Source organism: Pantoea sp. K16 (assembly GCF_048452805.1).
In the GTDB taxonomy this organism is placed as follows: domain Bacteria; phylum Pseudomonadota; class Gammaproteobacteria; order Enterobacterales; family Enterobacteriaceae; genus Pantoea; species Pantoea agglomerans.
Window position 1 is genome coordinate 162861 of the sequence record NZ_JBLWNV010000010.1, and the last position, 11081, is coordinate 173941.

The window sequence follows — 11081 nt, forward strand, 5'->3', positions numbered from 1 at the left end:
CATCGTCTGTAAAGGATGAGGCCATTCTGTCGTGTACCACAGGACAGCGCATTTCATTGCTTTCCGCCTGTCGATGAACAAACAAGGGCATAACCGGTAGGGGATGCACCTTAACTGATAATATTTCTTGTATAACTGTTCACTAGTATTCACTGAGATAAAAAAGTTAATAAATACAGTAGATAAAGCAGTTAACACTTTAAAATTAAGTCTTCACTGAGTATTCACCTGTGTTCACACAGTCTCAAATAACACCTTTTTTCTGGCGAGCCTTTTTCAGATTTTAATCCTATTAATAAAAGCTTTTTAATCGCTGAAAGCTCTTAAAAGGCAAACGTTGGCAAACGTTGGCAAACAAAGGCAAACAGGAGGTAAGAGAAGTGCTATTTGCTCATTTTTCAGCAATAAGGGGGTTGTTTACTTCACCAGAAATATAACCAGAATAGGGAGTTACCTGAAGATACCACCGGAAGCGGACAGCACCGACCGGACTCATAATGAGGTAACACCATGCACGCAGTTTCATCCGTACCAGCCCCTGCCATTCCCGTAATCCGTGATGCCGTTTACCCGCGCGACCGCTTTATGCGCCTGCCGGAAGTCATCAGCACCTGCGGCCTGTCACGTTCGACCATTTACGATTTAATCAGCCGGGAGCAGTTCCCCTCTCAGATTTCGCTTGGCGGTAAAAACGTCGCCTGGCTGGCGTCAGAGATTGACGGCTGGATGCAGGCCCGCATCGCACAGCGTGCCGGAGGTGCGGCTTGATTATGCTCAATTTCGGCACAAAAAACTTTCCGCTAACCCGCGAAGAAGCCGCCTTTGTCGCGGAAAGTCTGACGGCAGCGGTCAGCGGCAAACCCGCCACGACACCGGCTTTTAACAGCGGGATTCACGGCCATATTTCCGTGCTGAGTCAGAAAGCGAAGCCTGCAAAGCGAAGCGCAAAGAAAGAGGACGATGAATTCCGATCAAATCCGCCGCAATCCGATCACGTCCTGACCGGTTGCTGAGGAAATAGCCCCGATGTTTAAAAAAAGGCTTTTCTCTGGCGAGCGGCCGTTATACAGTTTTTGTGCTGCCGCAAAATCGGCAGCCGGGCGTAGGAACCCGAGTTACTTATTGGCGACACAACACGCGCCATGCGTGTTTTTTTACGTCGTTGCCTCAGTGCGCCATTTTTCAGCGCAGCGGTTCTTATTCCGTTGCGTCGTCAAAATAATGGTGGCTCAGGCGGGGCAGCCTTCGGGCTGGCCGGTTTCCAATAAGGCCGGTATTCCTACCCCCGTCTGGGCTACCACCCATGAGCGTAGGAACTCCGGTGGTAGCAGTAACCGCTACTTATTGGAGATTGTCCTCATGACAACGGCCCTTACTGCCGCTCACCCCGAATTCACCTTTATTTTTGCCGCCGTGCGACGCAACGATGCCGCCGCCCTTCCCTGCATGCTGCGTACCGTGGCAGGCGATGAACGCAGCGCCCGCGCCAGCCTCGCCCGTGATTACGTCCTGTCCTTTGCCGGTCGTCTGCCGGTTAAGGCGGTGACGGCATGAACACCCTTTCTCAACACCTGAATAACCATGACACCTACCCTATTCCCCACGCTGACTATCTGCGTCTGCTGCACGCGCACACGGTCGGCGTGACCGTACTCGATATGTTCGACTCGGTGAACTGCCTGAGCGCGCGCGGCTGCGTCCCGGACGGCGCGGCGCTTGCCTCGGTCGTCGCCCTGCTCACCGACCAGCTCGGTAAAGTTGTTGAAACCTGTGAATCCCGCATGTTAGCCACGGAGGCCCACCATGATGACCGCTAATCACTCCTGCCTGCCCGTTGAGGTACGCACCGCCGTTTACCGCCGCGCGCTGGCGCAGGGCTATCTGAATGCCTGCAAAAACCTCGGCATTACCGTGTCAGCCACGCTCGATGAGCTTCAGATGACCATCGCCCTTGAGCTGGAAAGCTTTTATGTGCGCCGTCACGGCCCTGATGCGGGCATGGAAATGGCCTGCACCATGCTGGGCGATATGGTTGAGCCTGACCTGCTGACCGCACCGCCGCGGCTGACGCAGCTCGGCGTCACCATGATGGATGAGCTGTTCCGCAGCCAGCTTGCGGCCGCCAGCTGCATCACGCTGCACTGAGGGAGAACATGCACATGAAACATATCGTCTCTGACACCGTAAAGGCGGCCACCGGATTCTGGCCGCAGCTTCTGCCTGCCCTCGGTATCAGCGTGCTCGCCGGGGGGCGACACGGTGCCTGCCCGGCGTGCGGCGGCAAAGACCGCTTCCGCTTCGACAATCAGGACGGGCGCGGAACGTGGCTCTGTAACCAGTGCGGGGCCGGTGACGGCCTTAACCTGGTGGAAAAGGCGCTCAGTATCAGCGCTAAAGAGGCCGCCATGAAGGTGGCCGGAATGCTCGGCACACTGCCGGAATCAGCCCCGGTTATGCATGATGAAGCCGCAGACAAAAGCCGCGCGCAGGCAGACGCCGCCGCACGGGCACAGGCACTTATCGCCGCCGCCGTCAGCCGCACCGACAACGCCTACCTTTCATCTAAAGGGCTACAGGGCACGCACGCGCTCACACTTGCTGATACTCTGCGCTGTGGTGGCGTCAGCTTTGCCGCCGGGGATGTACTTATCCCCCTGACAGGTGAAGACGGCATGGCCGTAAACGTGCAGCTCATCAGCGCCGCAGGCGACAAGCGCACCCTGCCCGGCGGGCAGGTGAAAGGCACGTACTGGCTGGCAGGCGAGCCGGATGGCAAAACGCTGTGGCTCACTGAAGGATATGCCACCGGCCTGACCGTGCACCGCCTGACCGGGCAGGCGGTATACGTGGCGCTGAGCGCCAACAACCTGCCCGCGCTGGCGAAACGGCTGCGTGAGTCACACCCTGATGCGATGATGCTGATTGCCGCCGACCGCGACGACAACGGCACCGGTCAGTTAAAGGCAGAGGAAGCGGCAAAAGCCTGTGGCGGGAAAACCGCACTGCCGCCGGTTACGGGTGACTGGAACGACGTGTGGCAGGCGCAGGCCGATATCGCCACGCTGGCGCAGCTCACCGCCTTCACGCAGCCGCAGCCACTCAGCCCGTTTGAATCCGTCAGCGAGGCTGACCTGAAGGCCATGAGCGCCAGCCAGAAAGCGGAGCTGCTGGTCGCCCACTACGGGGAGGCGCTGGCCGTGCCGCCGGTCGGGGAGGAAATCTGCCGCTATGAGAACGGCGCATGGCAGGTGATGGAGGCGAAGACGCTGCGCCGGGAAATCGCCGCACTGTTTCAGAAGGTACGCGCACCGTTCTCGGCCGCCGGTATCGGCAGCGTGCTGGACACGCTCAAGTTGATGGTGCCGCAGATGGGTGAACCGTCCCGCCGCCTGATTGGTTTCCGTAACGGCGTGTATGACACCACAACAGGCACCTTCGGCCCGCATCGCCGCGAAAACTGGCTGCGCACGGTCAACAGCGTGGACTACTCCGCGCCGCGTCCCGGCGAAAATCTCGCAGACCACGCACCGCACTTTTACCGCTGGTTAACGCGGGCTGCCGGACACAATCACGACAAGCAGGAGCGTATTCTCGCGGCGTTATTTATGGTGCTGGCAAACCGCTATGACTGGCAGATGTTTCTCGAAGTCACCGGCCCCGGCGGCAGCGGTAAAAGTGTCATGGCCTCGATAGCCACTCTGCTGGCCGGAAAAGACAACACCACGTCCGCAACCATCGACACGCTGGAATCTTCCCGCGAGCGCGCCAGCGTGGTGGGCTTCTCGCTGGTTATCCTGCCAGACCAGGAGAAATGGAGCGGCGACGGCGCGGGCATCAAGGCGATAACCGGCGGCGATGCGGTTGCCATCGATCCGAAATACCGCGATGCCTATTCAACCCATATCCCGGCCGTCATTCTGGCGGTGAACAACAATCCGATGCGCTTCAGCGATCGCAGCGGCGGCGTTTCGCGCCGCCGGGTTATCCTGACGTTCCCGGAAGTGATACCGGCAAAAGAGCGTGATCCGCAGTTGCTGGACAAAATCAGCACCGAGCTGGCCGTGATTGTTCGTCACCTGATGCAGCGCTTCTCATCACCAAACGAAGCGCGCGAACTGTTGCAGGCGCAGCAGACTTCCGGTGAGGCGCTGGATATCAAAAGACAGGCCGATCCGCTGGTTGATTTCTGTGGATACCTGATGCCGCTGAGCACGCCAAACGGGCTGTTTATTGGTAACGCCAATATTCGCCCGCTGAATCCGAAGCGCTATCTCTATCATGCGTATCTGTCCTTTATGGAGTCGCGCGGTCATCAGCACCCGCTGAGCCTTACGGCATTTGGGCAGGCAGTGCCGCAGACCCTAAAAGAATATGAGCGCGTGCTGCTTAAGCGCCGTACGAATAACGGCATACAAACTAACCTGACGTTGCATGAGGACAGCCAGACAGATTGGTTGCCCGCATGTAACGTCTGATAACCTCATTGCACGTAAACCGGCTTAGGCCGGTTTTTTATATTTGATGAAATTGTTGATATCAGCCAAGTTCCGTTAAGAGCGAGGAACAGAATTTATATTAAAAATTAATTGGCATTTTCATTCAATTACCATGAAGGATAACTAGGGTTTTTTCCTCTTAAAAGAGACACTTTGTCAATTATCTCAACAGAAGCAGTTCTATAATCCTCCTGCTGAAGTAGATGAACTGCATGATCTCTTAATTCTTGCAAAGTGGAAAAGCTGTTACTTTCGATGAGCCTTATAATTATCTTAATATACTTAAAGATTTGTTCAGAGGATTCGTTCGCGTTGACGTTAAGTTCGTAAAAATCTTTACCATCATGAACAAGCTTGTTTCTTACGTCAGTATATAACTCGTCATAAACCTCTAGGTTTTTCTTAAATTTGATTGGTGAGTTATTACATGTAAGTGCTGCAATGTAGGTCCTTTGCTTCCATCCTTTCCAGTTTGGGTCAATATTTGCAAGACCATCAAGTGCAAAGACTAGGTTTAGAAATTGTGATTCCGCGCCAATTGAATAAAAAGATTGCCTACATGCCCTAACTACGGAGCTAACTAATTTTGAAAGTTCATTTTCAACGACTCCATCGTAGACAGAAGATAAATATTGCAACCCAGGGTAATTCAAGCTGTCAACCTGAGGGCCGAGCCAATTATTACTCACGGCAAGGGGTCTTGATATTCCACTTATCTTAATTGGTTTAAGATGAGTCATCTCACAAGGAATGATTTCTACATCATAAAATCCGTCAGAGCGTTGACCTGCAGGGTTAGGGGTATATTCCATACGTGTAAACGAGCTGTGAGAAAATCTGACTAAGTCAAGTGCATATTCAGCTATAGACAAAAACATGTTTATAACATGGCTGTTATGATCAATGCTTGAATTAATTTTTAACAAATCAATATATGGTACGTCACAGTTAAACTGTATATACGAACCATCTTGCTCTGATAATCGATCATGTGGCTCTTCATCAAATTGTCTTCCGCAATAAAAAGTATACTTTCCTATTTTTATGGTTTCCTGAATGAAAATTTTCTCAATCGGCACAATAACTATGCACTCCATATTTTTATTTTCATCCTCTAATTCAGCTAATTCTAGATTAGAGTTTCTTGTTTTAGCCAGCTCTATTTGTACCCACTCAAAGCATATTGAGAAATCTTCTAGAATTTCGACACTGCTTTTTTGATAACTATCCTTGGTGTATTTAAATGTAATGCCGTCTCCTTCAGGATAGGCACTGGCCCAATATCCCATATCTCTCAACTTTTTCAGAGATGTTGAGATATCGTCCACTTTATTAATAAAATCATTTTTTCGCCATAAAACATTTCCAGTGTAGTTTTCGTACGGCGGTATTAAACGAGCTTTCATATAACTTCCTTATTATCCAAGAGGATGTGAATAAAATTTTTATCAGACTTATCTACAATAATATAAATTGAAATGAAAAATCTACTCAATAATTAACCGTTATGATTTGCTTGCGACGACTAAAACATGCCGATGGGTCGCATCCGCTCTTGACACAAAGCGGGCCATTGACAGCAGCAGCGCCTATTAACTTCACATTACGCATAATGGCTCAAGTCGCTTTTTGTGATCTTGGCTAAGGTGCTCATCAAAAGTGCACACTAGTATAAATCCCCCCTCAAATCATTCACCGGATAAGTGATTGAAATAATTACATAAAAACCATATGTGAACAGTGTGAATACTTTTCTTTAAAATGATTTTATTATGAATCACGCGCCAGGCATTCGTTATCCTCGCCGGGCTGCTCCCGGGTATGAGATCCAATAATTGGTACACGTTTAGGTACACTCAACAAATCTGAATTGGATAAAATATTATAATTTCATAAGGTTGAGAAACTATTTCAGATTCCGCCAGCTCATGAGAACCTACAAGATGAAAATCTTGCTGGCTTTTGTGTCTGCGATCCTACTTAAAACATACCCCTCGACTGACGCAATGCCCGCTTCATCGTCTGACTAACTTCATAAACTAACGAAACTAGCTAGCACCCTGCTGTGTGAGTTAATCCCCATAGTTAGTGACCTGAGTATATTATTTTAAAAACAAATAATGAATAATTCAGATAACGAAGATTTAGAGAAGCAGTGTTTATTTAAAGTAGATCTAGTCAAGGCACGTACCTGCCTGATTTAAAAAGGATGTCGTTCACACAGATGGAGTTGAATCATGGATGATGGGTTAAAAATAGTATTCTCTCCTGTCCAGCTTGCTGCTGCCCTTTCTGACAAGTCAGTCACCGAATCTGAGACAATGTCTAACCGTCTTATGGGCGGGCTGGGGCTGGTAATGGGAACGCTTGAGCTGGCCGGAGCAACTGCGCTTTGTATGGCACCCGAGCCTACAGGCTTAACTAAGGCGGCCTGCGTCGTTGTTGGTACGCACAGCATGGACAGTATTCATACCGCAGCAAATCAGGTTCTGAGCGGCAAGAATGTTCGTAGTGCAACATATCGTGCCGCCATTGAGATGGCAAAACAGTTTGGCGCTGATGAAGATACAGCATGGAAAGTAGGCCTGACCATAGATGTGGGCGTGCCAATAGCTTTTTCTCTTGGACTTGGCGCGGCGAGAATTGCTGCCGTTCGTGTTGGGCGAATCAAATTAATTGAGCATGAATCTGTCTCTGGATTAAAACCGGGCGGGCATACGCTTTTAAAGCATATTGGAAAATCACCCCAGGAACTTCATGAAAGAATTATCCAATCCAATGGGGTATTGGATCTATCTGGTTCGTTCTCGTCGCTGGAGATTGCCGAAGCAGCCATATCAAAGGCACTTCATCATAATCGGGAATGGATAAAACTATGGGCTGCAAATAAACCACGACATAACATGACGATAAGTTACGATGTGGGTAAAACCGTTGGTTATGTTGTTCAGAAAGGGAGCAACACTACGTATAAAGCAACTAAAATCAGAGTTGCGCTGAAGTATCAGACTTACAATAACAAACCTTATTATATAATTACTTCTTTTCCAGATAAGTGAGTTGATCATGAGCCGCGCACCTCTTGCCCCAAACTTAGATTTATGCATTGTGGGAACACTTAATCAGGACTTCGACGTTATCACTGGCGCTGATACGATGGATGGTGCCATTGATGTAGTCGTTGACGAAGCTTCTCCAGAAGAAAGATGTGATTTACGTAAAGAAATTACTGACTTTCTCAAGCTGTCGGAAGAAGAGATAAAGGAAGAGTTTTCTCAGCGCTGGCAAGATATTTCACCTGATTACGCCAGCAGTTTTTTGCTCTATTTCCTTGAAAGCATCAAAAGATACGATGAAAGATGATGTTGCGTGCGCGCCCATTCGTGAACTGATTGGTAGGTTTGTTGGTGGTGCACTTGCTGCCTTTTAAATGGGACGTTTATGGTGACAGGAATGGAACAAATAGCCTCTGTTAAGCTCATTGAGAAAAGCAAAGCCTCTGATTTCAAACAGGCAACCTCTGAAGTTATTGTTGGGGATAAACCGACAGGTTTCACCATTGACGGACAGGTGCTGGAAGCGGCTGTTAAGGTGGATAGTGACAGATATATTCTGTTCACGACTGATGATGTCATTTTCGATGAATCCCTTGCCGTCACGCTCATCAGTTTAAGTAAGGGAAAGCTTGAAAGCCTGCAGATTGGCAATGAATACTCATCCGGTTCTTTTGAACAGCTGTCTGTGCATGACGAACATATCCGCTTCAATTTCATCGGCCATTCTGCATGGGTGATAAAAGTGAATGGCAGCCCAAAGCTCCGTCTTCCTTTTGTTTCGGATACGCGTGGAGTTAAGCGTGCCTCGGGTCTAAAAACATACCTCTCTATTGATGCAAAGCCCTGCCGCACTATCTGACTGAACGCCTTAATGGATGGGATAGGTATAGGCCTGGCGATACAAATAATCTCTGTATCAGGCGTTTCGCTGGCAACAGATAACGCGCAGGCACTTTTCCAATCTGAAAGACCAGACCTTCTCATACTCCCTTCCGCCTCCCCACTCCCCCTTTACAGCCCCAACCCAAACACGAAATAATACCCCTCTACGCCGGGCCACAACGCCCTGCCAACGCTTAAACCCAAACTCAACTCTGCGGACAATTTATGAATAACGAAATCTCTCTCAAATACTATGATGTCGCAGATGAGTATGCGACGGAGTCCGCTAAGCCGGTGAGCGAAGCTGAACGTACCCCATTGGCACATTACTTCCAGCTGCTGATCACCCGTCTGATGAACAACGAAGAGATCAGTGAAGAGTCGCAGCAGGATATGGCGCGTGAAGCGGGTATCGATGAGCAGCGTATTGATGAAATTGCGGAGTTCCTGAACCGCTGGGGCAACGAGTAACAGACACTCACCGGCAGACGAGCTTTGCGCAGTCCGCCGGTTAATCTGCCTGACTCAACAACCTGATTCGACACAGCGCCGGTATCCCCGCAACAACGCCTAGTGCTGACAGCCACGTGTCTCACGTGGCTGATGTCCGTTCCCGGCTCTACCGACCCATCACTTCGTTTTTATCTGCCGCTACACACACTCCATCACACTCGCCTTCATCCGCCACAAAGCCCCTTTCCGCCGCTCACCCTGTGGCGCACCTGAAAATTATCATCCAGACTTATATAGTCTGCGCAGGCATTGTGTTTTACACTGCGCGCTGTAAAAAACTGAGTAGATTAAGCAGGCAAAAATGGCGATGAACGGAACAATCACAACCTGGTTTGAAGATAAAGGTTTTGGCTTTATCAAAGATGAAAACGGTGATAACCGCTATTTTCATGTGATTAAGGTCGCCAATCCTGATCTGATCAAGAAAGATGCGGCGGTGACGTTTGAACCCACCACCAACAACAAGGGCTTATCCGCCTATGCGGTGAAGGTCGCGCCGACCAGCAAATACATCTATATCGCAGGCGAGCGGCTCAAGATCACCTCGATTAAGTCTTATCTGGTCTACAACGAAGAAGTCCCGGTCGATGCCGGTGTCGATAAAGAGAACGCGGTGTTGTCAGTGGGTCTGTTGCTGAATAATATCCGGCCGAAAACTGACCCGAACGCCAATGAGATGCGCTCGCTGAAAAAGCTGGCGGTCACCACCTTCCAGGGTACGACACTGATCTTCTCCGAAGATGAGATCGACATTGAAAGCACGGTTAAAGTGCTTAAAGGTCTGAAGTAATCCCGCAGGCGGGCCGAAATTGTGTTGGCAGGATTTCGGCCTTCAGGCGACTGCCAGCCTGCTATTCAGGCACATTTCTCTGACACGAAATCCCCGCCCACAGGGCTGATACATGACAAAGCGTTGCTCTGGCGGATAAAACCGTCCTGCTCTCCCCTCTAATCCATTGTTTATGATAAAACAAAGGTCAAAAGCGCAGCTCATCAAGGTTCATCCCCACAAAGCGACTTTCCAGGGTAGAATTAGAAACTTTGTTCAGTCATTGCCAATGTTTTCCATCATCGCAAAGTGATACGAAAAGCGGGTGAAATAAGGTATAAAGCCGCATGAAAATCCCAAACAGAATCCAGCCCCTGGTCGATGACGGCCTGATTGACGATGTCCTGCAGCGGCTGAAAAGCGGCAAAGAAGCAGACGTCTATACCGTGCTATGCGGCGGCAAGGTGCAGTGCGCCAAAGTCTATAAAGAAGCGACCCAGCGTAGCTTCAAGCAGGCCGTGCAGTATCAGGAAGGCCGTAAAACCCGTAACAGCCGTAACGCCCGCGCCATGCAGAAAGGTACAAAGTTCGGCCGTAAGCAGCAGGAAGAGTCCTGGCAGACCGCCGAAGTAGATGCCCTGTTCCGCCTGGCGAACGCCGGTGTTCGCGTTCCACAGCCTTATCTCTGCATCGACGGTGTGTTACTGATGGAGCTGGTGACCGATGCCAATGGCTCGGTCGCGCCACGTCTCAGCGATGTCTCTCTGTCTGAAGAGCAGGCGGTGACGGATTTCCACACCATGATCCGCAACATCGTCCGTATGCTCTGTGCCGGTATCGTTCACGGTGACTTATCCGAGTTCAACGTACTGCTGGATGACCAGGGCCCGGTGATTATCGACCTGCCACAGGCGGTCGATGCGGCGGCCAATAACCATGCCGAGTCGATGTTTGAACGTGACGTAGACAACATCACCTCCTACTACGGTCAGTTCGCTCCGCAGCTGCTGAAGACGCGCTACGCCAAAGAGATCTGGCTGCTCTATGAAGATGGCAAGCTGACGCCGGAAACACCGCTTACCGGGAAGTTTGTGGAAGAGGAGCGCGTAGTCGATATGGATTCTCTGATGGATGAGATCATCACCGCAGAAGATGAATATTACGAGCGCCAGCGCGCCAGCCGTGAGCGCGACGAAGAGTAACTGCATCAATAAAAAAAGGCAGCGAGTCGCCTCGCTGCCTCTCACTTACCGCACTATCACAACGCCATCACCGCACGATGACCGTCAGCACAATCAGAGTTAAGCCGATGATCATCACGCCGACAAATACCGTATCGAGCCTGCCTTTTTTCATCTTCTCCTC

Annotated in this window: 14 protein-coding genes; 12 read left to right on the top strand and 2 right to left on the bottom strand. The window is 50.4% G+C overall.

The annotated features are described in order from the left end of the window. Positions 1 to 510 precede the first annotated feature (510 nt). From ACK13D_RS14730 to ACK13D_RS14755, 6 genes are read left to right on the top strand one after another with little or no spacing between them, the layout of a single operon-like run. Positions 511 to 768 (top strand): helix-turn-helix transcriptional regulator, encoded by a 258-nt coding sequence (locus ACK13D_RS14730; RefSeq protein WP_039659497.1) that lies wholly within the window; start codon positions 511 to 513, stop codon positions 766 to 768. A gap of 2 nt (positions 769 to 770) precedes the next feature. Next, the gene (locus ACK13D_RS14735; protein ID WP_418796749.1) at positions 771 to 1013 is read left to right on the top strand and encodes a hypothetical protein; all 243 of its coding nucleotides are present in this window, start codon (positions 771 to 773) and stop codon (positions 1011 to 1013) included. 13 nt (positions 1014 to 1026) lie between these two features. Next, positions 1027 to 1554, top strand: coding sequence for a host cell division inhibitor Icd-like protein (locus tag ACK13D_RS14740; RefSeq protein WP_111140621.1), 528 nt, complete (start codon positions 1027 to 1029; stop codon positions 1552 to 1554). Beyond that, a complete protein-coding gene (locus ACK13D_RS14745) occupies positions 1551 to 1817 on the top strand; it encodes a hypothetical protein (RefSeq protein WP_111140622.1) in 267 nt (88 codons plus the stop codon). The genes ACK13D_RS14740 and ACK13D_RS14745 overlap by 4 nt, the downstream gene beginning before the upstream one ends. Next, a complete protein-coding gene (locus ACK13D_RS14750) occupies positions 1804 to 2145 on the top strand; it encodes a DUF5375 family protein (protein ID WP_019106104.1) in 342 nt (113 codons plus the stop codon). Before ACK13D_RS14745 ends, ACK13D_RS14750 begins: the two co-directional genes overlap by 14 nt. Before the next feature lie 14 nt (positions 2146 to 2159). Continuing rightward, a complete protein-coding gene (locus tag ACK13D_RS14755; protein ID WP_418796730.1) occupies positions 2160 to 4475 on the top strand; it encodes a primase-helicase zinc-binding domain-containing protein in 2316 nt (771 codons plus the stop codon). Positions 4476 to 4603: 128 nt separating this feature from the next. Here the strand turns inward: ACK13D_RS14755 and ACK13D_RS14760 are convergent, their stop codons facing one another. Next, positions 4604 to 5902 carry a hypothetical protein gene (locus ACK13D_RS14760; RefSeq protein ID WP_418796732.1) on the bottom strand — a complete coding sequence of 433 codons (1299 nt, stop codon included), beginning with the start codon at positions 5900 to 5902 and terminating at the stop codon, positions 4604 to 4606. Positions 5903 to 6733: 831 nt separating this feature from the next. Here ACK13D_RS14760 and ACK13D_RS14765 point away from each other — a divergent pair. The 6 genes from ACK13D_RS14765 (at position 6734) to ACK13D_RS14790 (ending at position 10918) form a co-directional block, all read left to right on the top strand. Continuing rightward, entirely contained in the window at positions 6734 to 7555 is an 822-nt protein-coding gene (locus ACK13D_RS14765) for an RNase A-like domain-containing protein (RefSeq protein WP_418796734.1), read from the top strand. A 7-nt stretch (positions 7556 to 7562) separates the two neighbouring features. Then, positions 7563 to 7859: a contact-dependent growth inhibition system immunity protein gene (locus ACK13D_RS14770; protein ID WP_031292167.1), complete on the top strand. Its 297-nt coding sequence runs from the start codon at positions 7563 to 7565 to the stop codon at positions 7857 to 7859. 90 nt (positions 7860 to 7949) lie between these two features. Next, positions 7950 to 8411, top strand: coding sequence for a hypothetical protein (locus ACK13D_RS14775; RefSeq protein WP_418796736.1), 462 nt, complete (start codon positions 7950 to 7952; stop codon positions 8409 to 8411). 248 nt (positions 8412 to 8659) lie between these two features. After that, positions 8660 to 8905, top strand: a complete 246-nt coding sequence (locus ACK13D_RS14780; RefSeq protein WP_010672163.1) for a YmjA family protein — start codon at positions 8660 to 8662, stop codon at positions 8903 to 8905. Positions 8906 to 9248: 343 nt separating this feature from the next. After that, positions 9249 to 9737: a cold-shock protein gene (locus ACK13D_RS14785; RefSeq protein ID WP_010257735.1), complete on the top strand. Its 489-nt coding sequence runs from the start codon at positions 9249 to 9251 to the stop codon at positions 9735 to 9737. Between the two features lie 326 nt (positions 9738 to 10063). Further along, positions 10064 to 10918 carry a PA4780 family RIO1-like protein kinase gene (locus ACK13D_RS14790; protein ID WP_010257738.1) on the top strand — a complete coding sequence of 285 codons (855 nt, stop codon included), beginning with the start codon at positions 10064 to 10066 and terminating at the stop codon, positions 10916 to 10918. 67 nt (positions 10919 to 10985) lie between these two features. Here the strand turns inward: ACK13D_RS14790 and mgtU are convergent, their stop codons facing one another. Then, on the bottom strand, positions 10986 to 11072 hold the full coding sequence (mgtU, locus tag ACK13D_RS14795; RefSeq protein WP_413231031.1) for a magnesium transporter protection protein MgtU: 87 nt from the start codon (positions 11070 to 11072) through the stop codon (positions 10986 to 10988). Positions 11073 to 11081 lie beyond the last annotated feature (9 nt).

Excerpts from the sequence above, each read along its gene's own strand:
- ACK13D_RS14730 (WP_039659497.1), top strand. The coding sequence starts at position 511 with ATGCACGCAGTTTCATCCGTACCAGCCCCTGCCATTCCCGTAATCCGT.
- ACK13D_RS14735 (WP_418796749.1), top strand. The coding sequence starts at position 771 with ATGCTCAATTTCGGCACAAAAAACTTTCCGCTAACCCGCGAAGAAGCC.
- ACK13D_RS14740 (WP_111140621.1), top strand. The coding sequence starts at position 1,027 with ATGTTTAAAAAAAGGCTTTTCTCTGGCGAGCGGCCGTTATACAGTTTT.
- ACK13D_RS14745 (WP_111140622.1), top strand. The coding sequence starts at position 1,551 with ATGAACACCCTTTCTCAACACCTGAATAACCATGACACCTACCCTATT.
- ACK13D_RS14750 (WP_019106104.1), top strand. The coding sequence starts at position 1,804 with ATGATGACCGCTAATCACTCCTGCCTGCCCGTTGAGGTACGCACCGCC.
- ACK13D_RS14755 (WP_418796730.1), top strand. The coding sequence starts at position 2,160 with ATGAAACATATCGTCTCTGACACCGTAAAGGCGGCCACCGGATTCTGG.
- ACK13D_RS14760 (WP_418796732.1), bottom strand. The coding sequence starts at position 5,902 with ATGAAAGCTCGTTTAATACCGCCGTACGAAAACTACACTGGAAATGTT.
- ACK13D_RS14765 (WP_418796734.1), top strand. The coding sequence starts at position 6,734 with ATGGATGATGGGTTAAAAATAGTATTCTCTCCTGTCCAGCTTGCTGCT.
- ACK13D_RS14770 (WP_031292167.1), top strand. The coding sequence starts at position 7,563 with ATGAGCCGCGCACCTCTTGCCCCAAACTTAGATTTATGCATTGTGGGA.
- ACK13D_RS14775 (WP_418796736.1), top strand. The coding sequence starts at position 7,950 with ATGGAACAAATAGCCTCTGTTAAGCTCATTGAGAAAAGCAAAGCCTCT.
- ACK13D_RS14780 (WP_010672163.1), top strand. The coding sequence starts at position 8,660 with ATGAATAACGAAATCTCTCTCAAATACTATGATGTCGCAGATGAGTAT.
- ACK13D_RS14785 (WP_010257735.1), top strand. The coding sequence starts at position 9,249 with ATGGCGATGAACGGAACAATCACAACCTGGTTTGAAGATAAAGGTTTT.
- ACK13D_RS14790 (WP_010257738.1), top strand. The coding sequence starts at position 10,064 with ATGAAAATCCCAAACAGAATCCAGCCCCTGGTCGATGACGGCCTGATT.
- mgtU (WP_413231031.1), bottom strand. The coding sequence starts at position 11,072 with ATGAAAAAAGGCAGGCTCGATACGGTATTTGTCGGCGTGATGATCATC.